General features: G+C 40.1%; 14 protein-coding genes. 13 read left to right on the plus strand and 1 reads right to left on the minus strand.

Features of this window, described 5'->3' with window-relative positions; genetic code table 11:
• Positions 1–122: 122 nt before the first annotated feature.
• From Q0X72_RS08495 to Q0X72_RS08515, 5 genes are all read left to right on the plus strand, one after another.
• The gene (locus Q0X72_RS08495; RefSeq protein WP_297764051.1) at positions 123–1,070 is read left to right on the plus strand and encodes a DUF4382 domain-containing protein; all 948 of its coding nucleotides are present in this window, start codon (positions 123–125) and stop codon (positions 1,068–1,070) included.
• A 120-nt stretch (positions 1,071–1,190) separates the two neighbouring features.
• Positions 1,191–4,532 (plus strand): isoleucine--tRNA ligase, encoded by a 3,342-nt coding sequence (gene ileS, locus Q0X72_RS08500; RefSeq protein WP_297764054.1) that lies wholly within the window; start codon positions 1,191–1,193, stop codon positions 4,530–4,532.
• Between the two features lie 5 nt (positions 4,533–4,537).
• Positions 4,538–4,918, plus strand: coding sequence for a TraR/DksA family transcriptional regulator (locus tag Q0X72_RS08505; RefSeq protein WP_297764057.1), 381 nt, complete (start codon positions 4,538–4,540; stop codon positions 4,916–4,918).
• Positions 4,919–4,961: 43 nt separating this feature from the next.
• Complete coding sequence (locus Q0X72_RS08510; protein WP_297764059.1) at positions 4,962–5,585, plus strand: DUF4097 family beta strand repeat-containing protein; 624 nt, start codon at positions 4,962–4,964, stop codon at positions 5,583–5,585.
• Positions 5,586–5,664: 79 nt separating this feature from the next.
• Entirely contained in the window at positions 5,665–6,312 is a 648-nt protein-coding gene (locus Q0X72_RS08515) for a lipoprotein signal peptidase (protein WP_297764062.1), read from the plus strand.
• Here Q0X72_RS08515 and Q0X72_RS08520 read toward each other — a convergent pair.
• Positions 6,300–6,860 carry a 5-formyltetrahydrofolate cyclo-ligase gene (locus tag Q0X72_RS08520; RefSeq protein WP_297764065.1) on the minus strand — a complete coding sequence of 187 codons (561 nt, stop codon included), beginning with the start codon at positions 6,858–6,860 and terminating at the stop codon, positions 6,300–6,302. The genes Q0X72_RS08515 and Q0X72_RS08520 overlap by 13 nt on opposite strands.
• 362 nt (positions 6,861–7,222) lie before the next feature.
• Between Q0X72_RS08520 and uvrC the strand changes: the two genes are divergently transcribed.
• The 8 genes from uvrC to Q0X72_RS08560 all read left to right on the plus strand — a co-directional run.
• The gene (gene uvrC / locus Q0X72_RS08525) at positions 7,223–9,010 is read left to right on the plus strand and encodes an excinuclease ABC subunit UvrC (protein ID WP_297764067.1); all 1,788 of its coding nucleotides are present in this window, start codon (positions 7,223–7,225) and stop codon (positions 9,008–9,010) included.
• Positions 9,011–9,027: 17 nt separating this feature from the next.
• A complete protein-coding gene (locus Q0X72_RS08530) occupies positions 9,028–11,292 on the plus strand; it encodes a patatin-like phospholipase family protein (RefSeq protein ID WP_297764069.1) in 2,265 nt (754 codons plus the stop codon).
• Positions 11,293–11,500: 208 nt separating this feature from the next.
• Positions 11,501–12,643 carry a 4-hydroxyphenylpyruvate dioxygenase gene (hppD, locus tag Q0X72_RS08535; protein WP_297764071.1) on the plus strand — a complete coding sequence of 381 codons (1,143 nt, stop codon included), beginning with the start codon at positions 11,501–11,503 and terminating at the stop codon, positions 12,641–12,643.
• A 295-nt stretch (positions 12,644–12,938) separates the two neighbouring features.
• The gene (locus tag Q0X72_RS08540) at positions 12,939–13,721 is read left to right on the plus strand and encodes a DUF3108 domain-containing protein (RefSeq protein ID WP_297764074.1); all 783 of its coding nucleotides are present in this window, start codon (positions 12,939–12,941) and stop codon (positions 13,719–13,721) included.
• 4 nt (positions 13,722–13,725) lie between these two features.
• On the plus strand, positions 13,726–14,691 hold the full coding sequence (locus tag Q0X72_RS08545; protein WP_297764077.1) for a tryptophan 2,3-dioxygenase family protein: 966 nt from the start codon (positions 13,726–13,728) through the stop codon (positions 14,689–14,691).
• A 4-nt stretch (positions 14,692–14,695) separates the two neighbouring features.
• The gene (locus Q0X72_RS08550) at positions 14,696–15,976 is read left to right on the plus strand and encodes a peptidoglycan DD-metalloendopeptidase family protein (protein ID WP_297764080.1); all 1,281 of its coding nucleotides are present in this window, start codon (positions 14,696–14,698) and stop codon (positions 15,974–15,976) included.
• 1 nt (position 15,977) lies between these two features.
• Positions 15,978–17,615 (plus strand): glucose-6-phosphate isomerase, encoded by a 1,638-nt coding sequence (pgi, locus tag Q0X72_RS08555; RefSeq protein WP_297764083.1) that lies wholly within the window; start codon positions 15,978–15,980, stop codon positions 17,613–17,615.
• Between the two features lie 173 nt (positions 17,616–17,788).
• A partial coding sequence (locus Q0X72_RS08560) for a TonB-dependent receptor (RefSeq protein WP_297764085.1) occupies positions 17,789–20,717 on the plus strand: 2,929 nt, incomplete at its 3' end.

Genomic DNA, 20,717 nt, shown 5'->3' on the forward strand with positions numbered 1-20,717 from the left:
ACGGGTCTTTTCGGCCATGCATTTTAACGAATTTCTACAAATTTTAACAATCTCTTAGGGGGGTAAATTCCGTAAGCATTGTTGTATGACGAAAGTTTAACCCAAATATAAATTTTAACTTTATGAAACATTTTTTTAGAACTTCAACTTTAGTTTTAGCAACAATTCTTTTAACAGTTTCCTGTAGTAAGGATGACAATGAGGCGGATATGACAGGGGAATCCTATAATACCACCTTTAAAATCACTGATGCACCTATAGACTATGCCAATGTAGAGGGTGTTTTTGTTACAATCACGGATGTGAAAGTAGACGGAAATTCACTTGAAGGTTTTACAACCACTACTGTAGACTTGGCTGCTTTGGTAAATGGCCAAACCGCTACTTTGGGAAACCTTGATCTGGCAGCCAGATCTTATTCTAACATTGAATTGATACTCGATTTTGAGAGCGATGCGAATGGGGCATCACCTGGATGCTATGTGGCTATGGCCAATGGTGCAAAGGATCAGATAACTGCTATGACAAACCGTATATCTGTGACAGATTCATTTGAAGTATTTGCCTCCAATGTGAACGAGGTGATCATCGACTTTGATCTTCGAAAGACTATTAAAGAAGAGCAAGGAACCATGGGGTCAGATTTTGAATTTGTATCCATGTCCGAACTTTCGGCTGGTATCAGAACAGTAAATGAAGAAACCACCGGAAGGATCACAGGTACGGCCAATGATGCTCAGAATACCTCAGATAGGATTGTGGTTTATGCTTATGAAGCAGGTACTTTTAATGCCGAAACTGAGACCGCCGGGCAGGGGGAAAGCAATATTACTTTTAAGAACGCAATAACTAGTTCTGTAGTTAGTTCATTAAATGGCTCCTATAATCTTAGTTTCCTTGAAGAAGGAAACTACGAATTGGTCTTTGCTTCTTACAACCAGGATGGAGATGTATTTTATTTTAATACCCTATTGGAGGCTGAATCCACTACCGGAGTTAATTTAGGCTCCATTAGCGTTACTTCGGCACTTCAAATAAGTGCCAATGTTACCATAACCGGAACCAAATAATAAGTACTCACGCCAAAGTAAAAGGCCCTTTAAAGGGCCTTTTTTTGTACTCCTTTCATTAAGTTTTAAGCTAAAATTCACTAATTTTGCCACCTTTAAATAGGTCAAAGGAAAGGCGATATGAAATTTCAGGAATACAAAGGATTGGATTTATCAAATATTGGAGAGGAGATCCTCCAATTTTGGAATACCCATGAGATTTTTGAAAAAAGCATTTCCACCAGAGAAGGAAAACCCAACTATGTCTTTTATGAAGGTCCGCCCTCAGCAAATGGTATGCCGGGTATACACCATGTAATGGCCCGTACAATCAAGGATATTTTTCCCAGGTATAAGACCATGAAAGGGTATCAGGTAAAACGAAAGGCCGGCTGGGACACACATGGTCTCCCAATAGAATTGGGCGTTGAGAAAGAACTGGGGATAACCAAAGAAGATATAGGTGTTAAGATCAGTATTGAAGATTACAATACGGCTTGTAAAAAGGCGGTGATGAGGTATACCGATGTCTGGAATTCCATGACCGAGAAGATCGGGTACTGGGTAGATATGGAAGATCCGTATATCACCTATAAATCCAAATACATGGAGTCTGTTTGGTGGCTTCTGAAACAGATATATGATAAAGGACTATTGTATAAGGGCTATACCATTCAGCCATACTCTCCCAAAGCAGGGACAGGATTAAGTTCTCATGAGTTGAATCAGCCCGGAACCTATCAGGATATTACAGACACCACCGTTACAGCACAGTTCAAGATTAAGAGAGAAAGTCAACCATCAATTTTAAAAGAGGTAGAGGGCGATATTTTCCTGTTGGCCTGGACAACTACTCCCTGGACACTTCCCTCTAATACTGCATTAACCGTTGGCACTAAGATAGATTATGTCCTTGTAAAGACATTCAATCAATACACCTTTGAACCAATGAATGTCATCCTGGCAAAAGCACTTGTAGGAGATCAATTCAAAGGAAAATACGAGGAAGTCTCCTCCGAGGGAGAACTTAGTCAGTATAAAAAAGACGATAAAAAAATTCCCTTCACGGTAGTGCTTGAAATGAAGGGCAAGGAATTAGTAGGTATTCGCTATGAGCAGTTATTGCCGTATGCACTTCCTTACGAAAATCCGCAAAATGCTTTCAGAGTTATAGCGGGCGATTTTGTAACCACTGAGGATGGAACAGGTATAGTGCATACTGCACCTACTTTTGGAGCAGATGATGCTATGGTAGCAAAACAGGCTAAACCGGAGGTGCCTCCCATGTTGGTGCTAGATACATATCAAAATCCGGTTCCCCTAGTAGATTTGCAGGGAAAGTTCAGACCAGAAATGAAGGAACTGGCCGGGAAGTATGTAAAGAACGAATACTATGAAGAAGGAGAAGCCCCGGAAAGATCGGTAGATGTTGAAATAGCCATCAGACTAAAGGAGGAGAATAAAGCTTTCAAAGTAGAAAAATACCTTCATAGCTATCCTAATTGCTGGCGGACAGATAAACCTATTTTGTATTACCCTATGGATTCCTGGTTTATCAAGGTTACCGATATCAAAGACAGAATGTTCCAACTTAATCAAACAATCAACTGGAAGCCAAAGGCTACCGGTGATGGAAGATTTGGGAATTCTATCTGGCGCACTGAAGATGGAACAGAGGAAGTGATAATAGGCTCTTTAACCCAGCTTAAAAGTGAGATATCCAAGGCCGTTTCCGCTGGGGTAATGACAGAAGATATATTTGCAGAATTTGAGGCAGGGAATATGGACGAAGCCAATTATGATAAAATAGACCTGCATAAGAATGTTGTAGATGCTATTGTGCTTGTTTCCCCTTCCGGAAAGCCGATGAAACGAGAATCGGACCTTATTGATGTTTGGTTCGACAGTGGCTCCATGCCCTATGCCCAATGGCATTACCCCTTTGAGAATAAGGACCTTATAGATGAAGGAAAGACCTTTCCGGCCGACTTTATAGCCGAAGGAGTTGATCAGACCAGAGGGTGGTTCTATACGCTGCATGCCATAGCAACTATGGTATTTGATTCCGTGGCATATAAGAATGTGGTTTCCAATGGACTGGTCCTGGATAAAGATGGCAAGAAAATGTCTAAGCGACTGGGAAATGCCGCAGATCCTTTTGAGACCATAAAAGAACATGGTCCGGATGCCACTCGTTGGTATTTGATCTCCAATGCAAACCCATGGGATAACCTGAAGTTTGATATGGATGGGATCCTGGAAGTAAAACGAAAATTCTTCGGGACCCTTTATAACACCTATTCTTTTTTTGCCCTTTACGCGAACATTGATGAGTTTACTTATGACGAGTCTGAAATACCGCTAAAAGAACGTCCGGAAATAGATCAATGGATCCTTTCTGAACTTCATTCACTGATAAAAACGGTAGATGAGTCATACGCAGACTATGAACCTACCAAAGCTGCAAGAGCTATATCGGACTATGTTCAGGAAAATCTGAGCAACTGGTACGTTCGATTATGCCGCAGACGTTTTTGGAAAGGCGACTATCAGCAAGACAAAATATCGGCCTATCAGACCCTGCATACCTGTTTACTTACTATAGCCAGATTATCTGCACCTATAGCACCCTTTTTCATGGAACGCTTATATGTAGATCTAACCCGCAACACAAAAATACATGCGATGGAGAGTGTTCATCTTTCCGATTTCCCAGCCTATGATGCGGCTATTGTGAATAAGGCGTTAGAAAGTAAGATGGAAAAGGCGCAGACCATTTCTTCTCTGGTGCTATCTATACGTCAAAAAGAAAAGATCAAAGTACGTCAGCCTCTTCAAAGAGTAATGATCCCCATACTAGATGATGCACAACGCAGAGAGATAGAAGCAGTTGCCGAACTCATAATGACAGAAGTAAATGTAAAAGAGATAGAACTTCTGGATGATGCCTCAGGGATTTTGGTTAAAAAGATAAAACCCAACTTTAAGGTTTTAGGCCCTCGTTTTGGGAAGGATATGAAAAAGATCGCACAGGCGGTTGGGAAGTTTAATCAAGAAGATATCCAAAAAATTGAGCGGGAAGGCGAAATATCCCTTGAGATAGAAAATAAAAGTATTATATTACAGTTAGGAGAGGTAGAGATAAGCTCTGAAGACATCGAAGGATGGTTGGTAGCAAGTGCCGGAGGCCTAACAGTGGCTTTGGATGTTACCATCAATGAAGATCTTAAACAAGAAGGCATTGCCAGAGAATTGGTCAATCGCATCCAGAATCTACGAAAAGAATCTGGTTTTGAAGTGACCGATAAAATTGATATTAAAGTACTTAAAGACGGTTTTGTTGAGAAAGCGATCGAAAGTAACATGCAATATATTAAAACGGAAACCCTAACCGCAGACCTTGTTCTGGAAGAGCAGCTGGAAATAGGGACTGAAATCGTTTTCGATGAGGTAAATACAAAATTGTTGATCCAAAAACACTAGAAATTATGGGACAAGATATAAAAGTTAGATACTCTGATAAAGAATTAGAAGAATTCCGCGTTTTGATCGAGGAAAAAATAGTAAAAGCTAAAGGTCATTTGGACTTATTAAGAAGCTCTTATATGAACGATGGAAACAATGGTACAGATGATACTTCGCCAACCTTTAAGGCATTTGAAGAAGGGTCTGAAACCATGAGCCGGGAAGCTAATACCCAGCTGGCCATACGGCAGGAAAAATTTATCAGGGACTTAAAGAATGCCTTGTTGCGCATTGAAAATAAGACCTATGGAATCTGCAGGGTTACCAGCAAATTGATCAACAAAGAGCGTTTGAAACTGGTTCCGCATGCTACGCTGAGTATTGAGGCAAAGAACATGCAATAATAAGGAACAACGTCCTGTAAAGGGACGTTCACACAATCGTAACGTGAGGTACTTTGCATTTTTTCTTTTTTCTTTACTGGCAGTAAACCAGGGGTTTGGGCAAAAAACTGTTAAAAAGCTATTTCTGAATCCCGATGTTACGTCTATACAGATAGACACGAATCTTTTTTTCGATGTAAAGGTGGAAACCTCACAAGAAGAGGCTTTGGTACTTGAGGCGTCCATAGAGGGAGAATATCAAAAAGATCTTGCATTGGAGATCACCGAAAATGGCAAAACCCTCTTTGTAGCCGGGAAGTTTCAACCCTATTTTAATGATCCGAATGACAAGCTCAGTGCACATAAAGTAGTCTCTATTTCGCTTTATATCAGGGTCCCTGAGAACAAGGAAGTCTATCTCTACGGTAGCAGTTCTAATGTGATGGTGGAAGGAAATTACAAAGACCTGAGAGTGGTGTTGAACGATGGGAAGTGCACTATCAGAGAAGGGGGGCAGAAAGTAAGTGCAACCACCCAGAGCGGTCCTATCTCACTAATAATTGCTAGTGGAACGGTAAAGGCCTTGTCCAAGTACGGCAGCATTTCTAAAGAACATATCCCCAAAGGAAATGAACTATTCAACCTCACATCAACCACGGGTAATATCACTATAACACAAGCCAAGTAGTTTTAATAATATTAGAAAAAGACAGGTCTTCATTAGAATGTCTAATAATACTTATTTTTGCCCCAGCATACGAACACTTATGAATTTAAAGAAATCTATTGCCCTAATTTTTATTATTTTATTGATCGATCAGATCAGTAAGGTCTATATAAAAACACATTTTATACTCGGTGAGTCGGTCGATGTTTTTAATTGGTTCAAGATCTTGTTTATTGAGAATGAGGGAGCTGCATGGGGCACAAAACTTAGTGATATATTACCAATATCCGACAGTGCCGGGAAGTTGGTGCTTACCATATTCCGTCTTTTCGCCATAGCAGGTATTGGGTACTGGTTATGGGATAGTATTCGGAAGGAAGCTTCCAAAACACTGGTCATAGCAGTGTCTCTTATTTTCGCAGGCGCTATTGGTAACATTGTGGACTCCCTGTTCTACGGGCTTCTTTTTAATGACAGTTATAATACTGTGGCTACCCTCTTTACGAATGATCCCTATGGTGGCCTATTTTATGGAAAGGTGGTAGATATGCTTTATTTTCCCTTGATAGATACGACCTGGCCCGAGTGGGTCCCTATGGTTGGGGGAAATTCTTTCCGCTTCTTTGAACCAGTATTCAATATAGCAGATACAGCTATTAGTACAGGAGTAGGCATCCTAATTGTATTCAACAAAAAAGCCTTTGCCAAAAAGAACGAGGAAGTTGAAGAGACAGATCAGAATGTATAAGTAGTAGTAGGCGACACACAGTAGTCCAGAGGAATGTCTTGAGCACCTAAATCTGAAATATTCTTTTCAGCTTCAAAAATGCTCAATCCTATTTTTACGGCATCTGGCTTGCATTGGCTCAGAAACAGATCGTAATACCCTTTTCCATAACCAACCCTGTGCCCTTTTAGATCAAATGCCAAGAGAGGGACAAAGATCACATCAAGCTTAACGGGCATAACTTGAATCCCGTCAACAGGTTCCGGAATATCCCACGAATTGGGTTTCAGAAGTGTATTATCTGTTAAAAGAAAATGTTCTAAGGTGTTTCCCTTTGCCATTCTTGGAACTACGATCTCCTTATCTTTTCCCTGCAGGAGGGTAATAATTAGACTGGTGTTAAGCTCTTTTTTAGAAGTACTATGAAGAAATATATGGTAATAGGTGTGTTTCCAGATAGGTAGTGACAGCAAGTTATTGGCAATGGTGAGGCTGGCGTTATAAACATCTTCTTCAGATGTGTAATTTCTTAAATCCAGATATTTTGTTCGGAGTTCTTTTTTAAGCATACGGCCGAACTATCCTTAAAGGTGGGTAAAAAATGAAGTTCAGTCTTTAGTGAAAACAGCAAAATAAATCTTGAAGAAGAGCATTAAAATAAGGTACATTCCCAACGTAATCAGATAATTATCCATTTGCTCTTTTTTTCTTAGCGCTAAAAATAAACAAAAAAGTGACATACGCTCTATGAAAGGTGCAATTTTTCCGACAAACTACACATTTTTATAAAAAAATTAACACGAGCAATAACTATGAAATTTTAATACACTGAAAACGAAATAGTTAAAGGCAAATAAATTGGATTGCCTTTTTCATGCCATAAATGATTTTGCTAAATTATCTTTGTAATACATCGTCTCCAATTTTCTCAATGTCAGAAGTATCAGTTGAACTTCAATTAAACACTCTACCCCAATCTCCGGGGGTTTACCAATTCTATGATAAGGAGGGGAAAATTCTATATGTAGGGAAAGCAAAAAATCTTAAGAAAAGAGTTACTTCCTATTTTACCAAGACCCATGAAAATGGGAAGACGCGGGTAATGGTTAAGAAGATACAAGCCATAAAGCACATTGTGGTACCTACGGAGTCTGATGCTTTATTGTTGGAGAACAATTTTATTAAAAAATACCAGCCTCGTTATAATGTCTTACTGAAGGATGATAAATCGTATCCATGGATCTGCATTAAAAAAGAACGCTTTCCCAGGATCTTCCCTACACGAAAATTGATCAAGGATGGTTCTGAGTACTATGGACCTTATACCAGCATGAAAACTGTAAAGACGCTCTTAGACCTTATAAAAAGCGTGTATCCTTTACGTACTTGTAATTATGATCTTTCGGAAGAAAAAATCGAAGCCGGGAAATACAAAGTATGTTTGGAATACCATCTGGGAAATTGCAAGGGTCCCTGTGAAGGACTTCAATCAGAGAAGGAGTATCATCAACAGATAGATGACATAAGGGATATCATCAAGGGAAATTTTAAAACCTCACTTCATTATTTTAAAAAGGAGATGAAAGCGCTGGCGGCAGACATGCATTTTGAAGCTGCAGAAATGATCAAGAACAAAATTGAAGTGTTGGAAAACTATCAGGTGAAATCTACCATCGTAAATCCAAAGATCAATAATGTAGATGTGTTCAGCATCATTTCAGATGATGCCTATGCCTATATCAACTTCCTGCAACTCTCTCACGGGTCTATTATCCGTTCTCACACCATGGAGATCAAGAAAAAATTGGAAGAAGCAGACAAGGATCTCTTGCAACTGGCGATCATTGAGATCAGACAACGATTTCATTCGCAATCGAAGGAACTTTATTTGCCTTTCACAGTAACATTGCCAGAGGATCTTAAACTCACCGTTCCCAGATTAGGAGATAAAAAAAAGATCCTTGAACTTTCTGAGCGAAACGCCAAATTTTACAGACAGGAACGCTTTAAACAAACCAGGATCACAGATCCGGATCGGCACGTGAACAGGATCATGGCACAGATGAAAAAAGATCTGCGCCTCTCCAAAGAGCCAAGACATATTGAGTGTTTTGACAATTCTAATATTCAGGGGACCAATCCTGTAGCAGCCTGTGTGGTTTTCAGGAATGGAAAACCAGTAAAGAAGGAATACAGGCACTTTAATATAAAAACTGTAGAAGGTCCGGATGATTATGCCTCTATGGAAGAGGTGGTATTTCGTCGTTATAAAAGACTGCAGGAAGAGAAAGCATCCCTACCGCAGCTTATTGTAATAGACGGTGGTAAGGGTCAGTTGTCATCTGCACTGAAAAGTCTGGAAGCATTAAACTTACGTGGTAAGATCGCCATCATTGGAATTGCAAAAAGATTGGAAGAGATCTATTTCCCTGATGATCCAATACCCCTCTATCTGGATAAAAAATCGGAGTCCTTAAAGATCATTCAGCAATTGCGAAATGAGGCCCATAGGTTTGGGATAAACTTTCACAGAAATAAGCGAAGCAAGAACGCTTTCGACTCGGTCTTGGAAGGTATTGATGGTATTGGTGACAAAACAACTGAGCAAATACTAAAGAAATTTAAATCGGTTAAAAGGATCAAAGAAGCTTCACTGGAAGATCTTAGTGAAGTGGTAGGCTGGTCTAAAGCAAAGAAAATATATGAAAACTTTCATTAATCTTCTATCTTCACTGAATGGGTAGATGTTTCCTTTTTCTAACCGTTCTTGCGATCTGCTTTCAGTCTTTAGGTCAAACAGAACCAGAACAAGTTCCTCCAAAGGTAGGATTGGTCTTAAGTGGAGGAGGAGCCAAAGGATTGGCGCATATTGGCGCTTTAAAGGCAATTGAAGAGGCCGGGGTTACCATAGATTATATAGGAGGAACCAGTATGGGGGCTATTATTGGGGCCCTGTATGCTTCCGGATATTCTGCAGACCAACTCGACTCCATTTTCAGGAACACCAACTTAACGAATCTTATTCAGGATAACCTTCCGCGAAATGCGAAGACCTTTTATGAAAAAGAAGATTCTGAACGGTACGCCCTCACTCTGCCTTTCAATGATTTTAAATTGTCTTTCCCGCAGGGACTTTCGAGCGGGCAGAATATTTATAATGCCTTGGTACAATTACTTTTCAATGAAAGGGACGTTCGTGATTTTAGTGAGCTTCCTATTCCTTTTTTCTGTATTGCTACCAATGTTGAGACTGGGAAAGAAGTGATGCTGAATAAAGGCTATCTCCCTGAGGCGATCCTCGCAAGTGGTACGTTCCCATCCCTGTTTCAGCCTTCTGAAGTGGAAGGACAAGTATTGATAGATGGGGGTGTCCTAAACAATTATCCGGTGGAAGAACTTCGCGCCATGGGGGCAGATTTCGTTATTGGTGTAGATGTACAACATGGCCTAAGAGACAGGGCATCACTTATGTCTGCAACGGAGATCTTATTACAGATCAATAATTTCAGGACCATAAAAGATATGCAGCGAAAGTCTGCACTTACCGATATCTATATTAAACCAGAAATGGATAAATTTTCGGTGATTGATTTTGAACTTAAGAATACTATAATCGATACAGGAAATGCCGCGGCAAAGGAACATGTAGAAGCATTGAAATCTCTTGCGTCCCAACAAATGAAACCTTTCATTAAGAAACCTAATATTGTTCAGGTAGATTCACTCATTGTAAACAGGCTCATAATCAATGGCAATGATAATTTTTCAAGGAGTTATGTTAAGGGTAAATTACGTATTAACCTCAATGAGAAGTTGAGTTTTGCCAAACTGCAACAGGGGATCAATAATTTAGTGGCTACGGGGAACTTTAATACCATTCGCTATGAATTAACTTCTAATGGCCTTGGGCAGGATCTAACAATGAACCTTGTAGAAAATATGGACAAGTCCTTCCTTAGGATCGCGGCCCATTATGACAATTTATACAAGAGTGCCGCATTGATAAATCTCACCAAGAAGAACGTGCTGATGAATGATGATGTTGCTTCCTTGGATCTCATACTTGGGGATAATGTTCGCTATAATTTTGAATACTATGTAGACAGAGGATTTTACTGGAGTTTTGGAATTAATTCCAGGTTTTATGAGTTTGTTAAGGAGGTAGACTACGGTCTGGTATTGCAGTCTAATTTTGAGATCCCGGTAAATAGCAATGTGAAAAACATAAATTTGGATGTATCCGATTTTACGAATCAGTTTTACCTCCAAACAGTGATCAAGGAAGAATTTGCCTTCATAGTTGGTGCAGAGCATAAGTTGTTGAAATACAGTACCACTACACTTAATCAAATTGTCAATGATTCTACCCAACCTGCTCCAACTGCAAGTCCAGCTACCTTTTTCGAGAAAAGCAATTATCTGTCTACCTACGGGAAACTGATCCTGGACACCTATGACGATAAGTATTTTCCTTCAAAAGGAATTTATTTTAACGGAGATTTCCATTTTTATTTATGGTCATCAGACTTTAATGACAATTTCAAAGAATTCTCAATCGCTAAGGCTACTATTGGCACAGCATTTCCCCTATGGCCAAAATTGTCTCTCAATATAGAGACATCGGGCGGATTTAAACTAGGTACATCCAGAGTAGCGGCCTTTGATTTTGTTTTGGGGGGATATGGGAATTATCCCCTAAATAATTTTGAGCCCTTTCTGGGGTACGATTTTATAAGCTTGCCCGGAAATAGTTATGTAAAAGCCTATGCCAGACTAGACTACGAATTTAGTCCCAACAACCACCTGCTCTTTGCGGCCAATATCTCTAATGTAGATGATGATATTTTTAGAACGGGCGAATGGTTTACTGCCCCGGATTACTCTGGTTATGGAGTAGGTTACGGCTGGGAATCCTTTTTCGGCCCGGTACAAATTATTTACTCATGGTCTCCTGAGAACGATGATGGAAATCTGTTCTTTAGCATAGGGTATTGGTTCTAAGACTGCTGAAAAGACTTTCATGCCCTGTTACTCCTTTATTTGGATACTCCTTTCCTCCTTTTTTACGATATTTGTAGGGTAATTGAATGTATTATGTTGCACAATAGAATAGATATTACTCCTCACCTAAGGGCTATGTGGTAGCTTTCCTGAAATTATTTAGAAAGGACTATTACACGTTAACAATAAATCAATTCAAAAATATATCATGGCTACATTAGATAACACTTCTTTACACTTGCCAAAAGAGAATCTGGCTGCAGAAGATTTCTTGCCCTTATTAGGCACAGATCATGTTGAACTTTATGTGGGAAATGCCAAGCAGGCAGCCTATTATTATATGTCTGCCTGGGGATTTCAGCCTCTGGCCTATGCAGGTTTGGAAACAGGCTTAAAGGACAGGGTCTCCTATGTGGTTGAGCAAGACAAGATCAGATTGGTACTTACCTCTCCATTAAAATCTGGAGGCGATATAAACAGACATATAGATAAGCATGGTGACGGTGTAAAGGCCATAGCTCTTTGGGTAGACGATGCCCGGAAAAGCTATAAGGAAACTGTACAACGGGGTGCAGAATCATATTTTGAACCTAAAACACTGGAAGACGAGAAAGGAGAAGTGGTTTTATCCGGGATCCACACTTATGGGGAAACAGTACATGTATTTGTAGAAAGAAGCAAGTACAAGGGCGTATTTATGCCGGGCTACAGGGCTTGGAATCCTCATTATAAACCTTCGGACGTGGGTCTTAAATTTATAGATCATATGGTGGGGAATGTGGGATGGAATGAAATGAATAAATGGTGCCAATTTTATGCTCACGTAATGGGCTTTGCACAATTGGTCTCTTTTGATGATAAGGATATATCAACGGAGTATACCGCATTAATGAGCAAGGTGATGAGTAACGGGAATGGGCGGATAAAATTTCCGATCAATGAACCCGCTGAAGGCAGAAAGAAATCGCAGATAGAAGAATATATTGAATTCTACAACGGGGCCGGCGTTCAGCACATGGCAATGGCTACTGATAACATTATTGAAACGGTCTCTTCATTGCGAGATCGCGGGGTAGAATTTCTCACTGTTCCTGTCTCTTATTACGAAGATGTATTAGACAGAGTAGGTGAAATTGATGAGGACCTGGCTCCCTTAAGGGATTTAGGAATCCTGATTGACCGTGATGATGAAGGATATTTACTTCAGATCTTTACCAAACCTATCTTAGACAGGCCCACAATGTTCATTGAGATCATTCAACGTAAAGGAGCCAAGTCATTTGGAAAAGGAAACTTTAAAGCTCTTTTTGAAGCTATTGAAAGAGAACAGGAATCTAGAGGTACGCTCTAATAAACCGCTGAATTTGGGCTCAATTTAATAAAGTATTGTTAAGAGTCTAGTAAATTTACGTTAAAACGAAATGCATTTTCATGAAGATGTAGTAGATTTGTTGTCATAAGGGGTGGTTCCCTTATAACTTTAAGTATTGGTTTTTCATAATTTAAAGTTTGGTTGGTTATTTAGGAAAAAGCTCCGGCACTTGTCGGGGCTTTTTTTTATGGACAAGTTTGGAATAAAATTTGTTTAATTAACGTTATCGACATTGTCATCAGTGCTGAATTACTAATTTTGAACAAAATTTCAGATGAAAAGAACAACGCTCGTTTTATTCCTATTTCTCCAAGGGGTCTTAAATGCGCAGAGCATGCAAGAGTCATTCAAACCTGGAGAGTGGTTGAAATTTAGGATCCATTACGGTTTCCTAAATGCCAGCTATGCTACCTTGCATGTAAAGACAGATAGCGTAGGCGATGTTCCTGTGTACCATGTAGTAGGGATTGGAAAGACCACAGGATTTGCCAGTATCTTTTTTAAGGTAGATGATACCTATGAAAGTTATTTTGACATGGAAAATGGTAAGCCCTACCGATTTATTCGGAAAGTAGATGAAGGAGGCTATACCAAGGATATCGAGATAAAATTCGATTACCAAAAGAAAGAAGCCCTTCTCAACGATAAGAAGAACAATAAAAAGTTTAATTTTACTTTTGGAGAGGAGATTCAGGACCTGGTTTCTGCTTTTTATTATTTGCGAAACAATTACAAGGCTAAGGATCTGGTGATAGGTGAGTCTATAGATCTCAATATGCTCTATGACGATGACGGTATCTTTAAGTTTAAATTGAAATATCTCGGGAAGGAGATCCTTAAAACTAAGTTTGGCAAAGTAGAATGCCTCAGTTTTAGGCCTTATGTACAATCTGGACGGATTTTTAAGGAACAGGAGAGCCTCACCTTATGGGTCTCAAATGACCTAAATAAGATTCCGATCAGAATTAAGGCCGATCTGGCCGTGGGATCGCTAAAAGCCGATCTTGATGGATATAATGGACTAAAACATCAGTTCAAGATCATAATGGACGAATAAAGCGATGAAAGACAAAGAGCAGATAGATTCCCAGATCATAAAATTAGCAGAGAAATACAAGGATTCTGGACAGGACCTAAGCTCTTATCTGGATGGTTTATTGTACCAACGCTACCTTACCTATTGGGACTATATTCATCTGGATACACTTTTAAGCTTACAGGTTCCACGTACCTACTTCCCCGATGAGGAGATATTTATCATGTATCATCAGATCACAGAACTTTACTTTAAACTCATTATTCACGAACAAAAACAGATCGTGGATGACCAGTCTCAAGAGGTAGATCATTTTATAGAAAAAGCAAATCGGATCAACAATTATTACAAGGCCCTTATCTCTTCCTTTAGTATCATGATCAATGGCATGGAACGTGAGCAATTCCTTCGCTATAGGATGGCCCTATTACCATCGAGCGGATTTCAGTCTGCACAGTACCGAATGATCGAGATCTATGCCACCCCGCTTGAAAATCTTGTATATGATCCTGAAAGGGATCAGTTTTCCAAAGACAATGCCATCGAAGATCTTTATGAACATATTTATTGGAAGAAAGGAGCAACAGATCGTAGTACTGGGGAAAAGACATTAACTCTTAAGCAATTCGAATACAGATATACTCCTAGGTTTATCCGTATCGCCAAAGAGGTGCAAGGAAATACCATCTACCATAAATACCTGAAATTACCAGAAAAAGGCAGAAATAATAAAGCCTTAATTGATGCGTTAAGAAAGATGGACCTGAATGCCAATGTAAATTGGCCACTGATGCATATGGGATCTGCCTACAGGTATTTGAATAAGGGCGATAAAGCTATTGAAGCAACCGGCGGAACTAATTGGAAAGAATATCTGCCACCAAGTTTTCAAAAGGTGGTGTTTTTTCCGAAATTGCACAGCAAACAAGATTTAAATAATTGGGGGAAACAATGGGTAGACCATCTATTTAACCCTGAAAAAGTTTTATAAGACTATGCATAAATACTGGGGCCTCTTTTTAGCATGTATTCTCTTATCTTCTTGTGGAGAGGATAAAACAAGTACAACAAACCTGGATAAGCTTGCTGAAGTACCAAAGGTTGTAATACCAAAACATACAAAGAAATACGGGTTTAACCTCAGTGAGTTTGATGTAGTGGAAGATACTATTCGCAGGGGAGATATTTTTGGGAACCTGATGACCCGAAACAAGGTAGATTATCCCAAGATCTATGAGCTCACACAAAAATTTAAAGACACTTTTGATGTACGGAGGATACGTGTAGGGAATCCTTATACCATTCTCAGATCAAAGGACACCTCTCAGGTAGCACAGATCTTTATTTATGAGAACGACCCAATAAATTACACAATTGTTGATTTCCGTGATTCAGTGTTGGCATACAAAGGGAGGAAAGAAGTGAAATTGGTGCAACGGGAAGCATCGGGGGTAATCCCGCAAGGGGGTTCCTTATCTGATGTCATCGTGAAACAAAACATAGATTATCTGATGGTGAACGAATTGTCCGGGATCTATGCCTGGACCATTGATTTTTTTAAACTCGATGCCGGAGATAAGTTCCGTATCATTTTTGATGAGAAGTATATCAATGACAGTATATATGCCGGAGCAGGATCCATAAAAGCAGCTTATTTTGAACATAAAGGCGAACCCTTTTATGCTTTTTCCTATCATAATGACTCACTGGATATTCAGGAATATTATGACAACGAATCTAACAATCTGCGCCGCACATTTCTAAGGGCTCCTCTTAAATTTGGTCGACTTTCCTCCAGGTATAATTTGAAAAGGAAGATACGTTACTACGGATACAAAGTAAGACCGCATAAAGGCACAGATTATGCTGCACCCATTGGCACACCAATCTTAGCTACTGCAGATGGAATGGTCACAGAATCTACCAGGAGAGGGGGAAATGGGAAATATGTAAAGATCCGTCATAACGGTACCTATAGTACCCAATACTTGCATATGAAAGCTCAAAACGTAAAAAAGGGGCAATATGTAAAACAAGGTGATGTTATTGGCTGGATAGGAATGACCGGGAACACCGGAGGTCCTCATGTATGCTATCGTTTCTGGAGAAACGAAAGGCAAGTAGACCCACTTCGTGAAAAACTCCCTGCTGCCGAACCACTGGCTGAGGCATTAAGGCCCGCATTCTACGAATATATGAATCCGATAAAGACGCAATTAGATTGTATAGAATTTCAGGAAGAACCTTCAGAAAAGCTACTAACACTTAATCCCTAAAATGTCCTTAGAGAACATTAATCCAACTACTACCTCCGCCTGGAGAAAACTAACAGAGCATTACAACGAAAATAAAGAGAAGCAACTAAAGGATCTTTTTAAAAAGGATCCAAAAAGGGCTACTTTATTTACCAGACAGTGGAATGATTTCCTGCTCGATTTCTCCAAGAACAGGATCACAAATACTACGTTGGAACATCTCCTGGACCTGGCCAAAGAAGTGAAGCTGGCCGATGCCATTACAAAGTATTTCGAGGGTGATATTATCAATGAAACAGAAGCCAGGGCAGTATTGCATACCGCCTTACGTGCCGGGAAAGACGATGTTATTATTGTTGACGGAGTCAATGTTGTTCCTGAGGTCTATGAAGTTCGAAACCATATCAGGGAATTCTCCGAAGTGGTTATATCAGGCAAAAAAAAGGGGTATACCGGGAAGGCATTTACCGATGTAGTGAATATTGGTATTGGCGGATCAGATCTTGGTCCGGTGATGGTCACCGAAGCGCTGAAGTATTATAAAAACCACCTAAGAACCCATTTTGTAAGCAATATAGACGGGGATCATGTACAGGAGATCTTAAAGGAACTGAATCCGGAGACCACCCTTTTTGTTATTGTCTCCAAGACCTTTACCACCCAGGAAACCCTTACTAATGCTCTGACCATTAAAGACTGGTTCTTACAAAAGGCATCATCTGATGATATTGCACATCATTTTGCAGCGGTCTCAACTAATACAGAAAAAATAGCTGAATTTGGGATCACTGAAGAAAATGTATTCCCTATGTGGGACTGGGTAGGAGGACGATTTTCCCTTTGGAGCGCCGTTGGTTTATCTGTCGCCCTTGCAATTGGGCCAAAACATTTTGAAGAGCTACTTCAGGGAGCACATGAGATGGATGGCCACTTTAAAAATACAGAATTCAAGGATAACATGCCCGTTCTTATGGGCTTGTTAAGTGTCTGGTACAACAATTTTTACAAGGCTGAGACAGAAGCTATTATTCCCTATACTCAATACCTCAGTAGATTTTCAGCCTATTTTCAGCAGGGCATCATGGAAAGCAACGGGAAAAGTACAGACAGGAATGGCAACCCTGTTACCTATCAGACAGGAACCATTATCTGGGGAGAACCGGGCACCAATGCCCAACATGCTTTTTTCCAATTAATACATCAGGGTACAAAACTTATTCCTGCCGACTTTATTGGTTTTAAAGACTCACTTTATGGGAATACAGACCATCATCAGAAGCTTATGGCCAATTTCTTCGCCCAGACTGAAGCTTTGATGAATGGAAAAACAGCCGATGAGGTAAGACTAGAACTGGAAGCCAAGGGCATGGCAGAGGAAGATATCAAAGAGCTTGTACCTTTTAAGGTATTCGAAGGGAACAAACCTACCAATACCCTCCTGATCAACAAATTGACACCAACCAGTCTGGGCGCGCTTATTGCCTTATATGAACACAAGATCTTTGTTCAGGGAGTACTCTGGAATATTTTTAGTTATGACCAATGGGGGGTAGAATTAGGAAAACAACTAGCTGCCACTACACTAAAAGACATACAGGGTTCCGAAATCGCTAAACACGACACTTCTACATTGCAATTATTGCAACATTTTAAGAAATAAAATTTAAGATCCTAAACGTTAATAAATATTAAGAAATGTTCTTTAATTAAGACTTTCTTATTGCAAATATTATGTTAAATTTGGTGACCTTAATTTAACACTGTCGTAATGTAAAAGTCCTTTAATTATGGCACTTTTACAGACAGAATAATAACCAATTAACACGAGAACAAATGAAAAAACTGTACTTCGCCCTTGCCGCATTTTTGATGACAGCAATGGCTTTTTCACAAGGGGTAACCACTTCCTCAATTGGAGGAAGGATTACCGACGCGGCCAGTGAACCGCTATCCGGAGCCAATGTAGTAGCACTACATGTACCCTCAGGGTCTGTATATGGTGCTGCAGCTGATATTGATGGGTATTATCGAATTGGTGGAATGAGACCAGGAGGTCCTTATACCATTTCTATCTCCTATATCGGATTTGAAGAATTTATAGTAGAAAATATCTATCTGCAACTGGGTGAATCCTCGAGGATCAATCCTAAATTAGCAGAAGCTGCAACAGCTCTGGATGAGATCATCGTAACTGCTTCCCAGGGGGGTATTTTCAACTCCAATAAAACAGGAGCAGAAACGACCATAAGCAATCGTCAGATTCAGTCCTTGCCATCCGCTTCTAGGTCTCTTGCAGACTTTGTTAGGATTACGCCACAAGCTACCTTAACAGAAGGAAATGATGGATTTTCCATCTCTTTAGGGGGTCAGAATAACCGTTACAATGCCATTTATATAGATGGTGCTGTAAACAACGATGTATTTGGTTTAGCAGGTTCGGGTACTAACGGGGGACAAACGGGAGTAAATCCTTTCTCTGTAGATGCCATCGAATCCTTTCAGGTACAGTTAGCTCCTTTTGATGTTCGTATTGCAGGTTTTGCCGGGGGTGCCATTAGCGCAATCACCAGATCTGGTACCAATGAATGGGAAGGATCTGCCTATTACTTCTTCAGAAATGAAAAGTTAGCAGGAAAAACACCACCTAGCAGAGTAGGAGATGGGGACGTAAGAGAACGTTTAGCCGAATTTAGTGCACAAACTTATGGAGTGCGCTTTGGAGGCCCTCTTGTAAAGGATAAATTATTTCTCTTTTTGAACTATGAGCGTCAGGACGATGAAACACCACAGCCATTCAATTCTTCCCAATATATTGGGGATACAGATGCTGCAGGCTTAGAAAGCTTACGTCAATTCTTGATTTCCAGCTATGGCTATGATCCGGGAGGATATACTTCCAATACAAGAACCTTAGTTAGTGATAAACTAACCTTGAAATTAGATTGGAACATTAATGAGAATAACAAATTATCGTTACGTCATAGTTATGTTGGCGGCGAAAACCTGGAAGCCAGAAATTCCGATTTTAATAGTATCGGGTTTATCAATGGGTCCGAGTTCTTTAACACAACTACAAACTCAACGGCTTTAGAATTAAATACTACTGGAAACAAGTTTTCCAATAGCTTTGTTCTAGGATACACATCCGTTAGGGATGACAGAGATCCCAGTGGAGATCCTTTCCCAACGGTTGATATTAATGATGGCAGTGGTTTTATTTCCTTTGGATCAGAACCGTTCTCAACTGCTAACTTGTTAGATCAGGATGTTTTTACCCTGACCAATAACTTTGAGATCTTCTCTGGTAGGCATAGCATCACCATTGGTACACATAACGAATACTCCAAAGTAAAGAACTTGTTCTTTGCTTTTAACTACGGAGATTATACATATGATAATGTCAATGACTTTTTGACCGATGGACCTATTGATTTTTACCAAAAAGGATATTCCCTGGTAGGAGACGGAACTGTTGGTGATGAGTCTGCTGGGTCATCTGCCTTCGATATATGGCAATTAGGTCTTTATTTTCAGGATGAGGTGCAGGTTACAGATAGATTTAAGTTCACCGCGGGAGTTCGTTTCGATTTCCCTATCTGGTCCGACGGTCCTGTGAATGAAGACTTCAACGAAAGAACAGTCGGTATTCTGGAAGCTGCAGGGAAAGACCTTCAGGGAGCTCGTGTAGGACAGGGTCCTGATACCAAAGCTCACTTCTCCCCACGTGTAGGATTTAACTGGGATGTAAATGGAGATCGCTCTACTCAAATACGAGGAGGACTTGGGATCTTTACTTCCAGACTTCCATTGGTATGGCCAGGAGGTACATATAACAACAATGGCGTAACAGGTGGTTTTGCTGCCAGTTTCAACACAACAGTTCCTGGATTCAATCCTGATATCAACAGCCAGCCTGTAAATGTAGCTCCCGGTTCAGGGGGTACTGGCGGGAATATTGATTTGATAGCAAAAGACTTCACTCTTCCACAAGTATTTAAATACAGTATTGGACTAGATCAAAAATTACCATTCTGGGGCTTAGTTGCATCTGGAGAAGTGATCTTTAACGAGAATGTAGAAGCTATCTATTATCAAAACCTTAACCTTGGCGGCCCTGTTGGCAACCTTAATGGTGCGGATAACAGACCATTCTATGACAGAGGAGATAGATTAGATTCTTCTTATGGAGCAGTCTACCTTTTATCTAATACGGGTGCGGGAGATTCCTGGAACTCTAGTGTTACGATTACCAAGCCTTTTTCTAACGGGTTCTCAGGAAGCTTTTCATGGGCGTATGGAGATGCCAATGCTATTTTTGACGGAACTTCCTCTCAAAACAGCTCACAGTGGCGAAACATTCAGTCGGTTAATGGAAAGAACTCCAACCTGCCGGTTACACGTTCAGATTTCGCTCAGGGACATAGATTGCTAGGAAATGTTACCTATGAATTGGCTTGGAACGATGATATTAAAACCACAATAGGCCTGTTCTATGAAGGTTCAAGATCAGGGCCTGTGAGTTATATTTATCGGGAAGGAAGGGATCTTTTAAATGATGATTCACGTGATAATGCACTGATCTATATTCCAAGAGCTCAAACCGAAATTACACTTGTTGATAATGGAACATCTCCGGATGCACAATGGGCAGCTTTAGATGCTTTTATCAGTGGTAACGAATACCTGACTAGCAGAAGAGGAAAATATGCTGAGCGTAATGGAGATGACGGAGCCTGGAGCAACATCATTGACCTGAAATTAT

Origin of the sequence: uncultured Muriicola sp., from assembly GCF_947258935.1 — a bacterium.
Taxonomy (GTDB): Bacteria; Bacteroidota; Bacteroidia; order Flavobacteriales; family Flavobacteriaceae; genus Muriicola.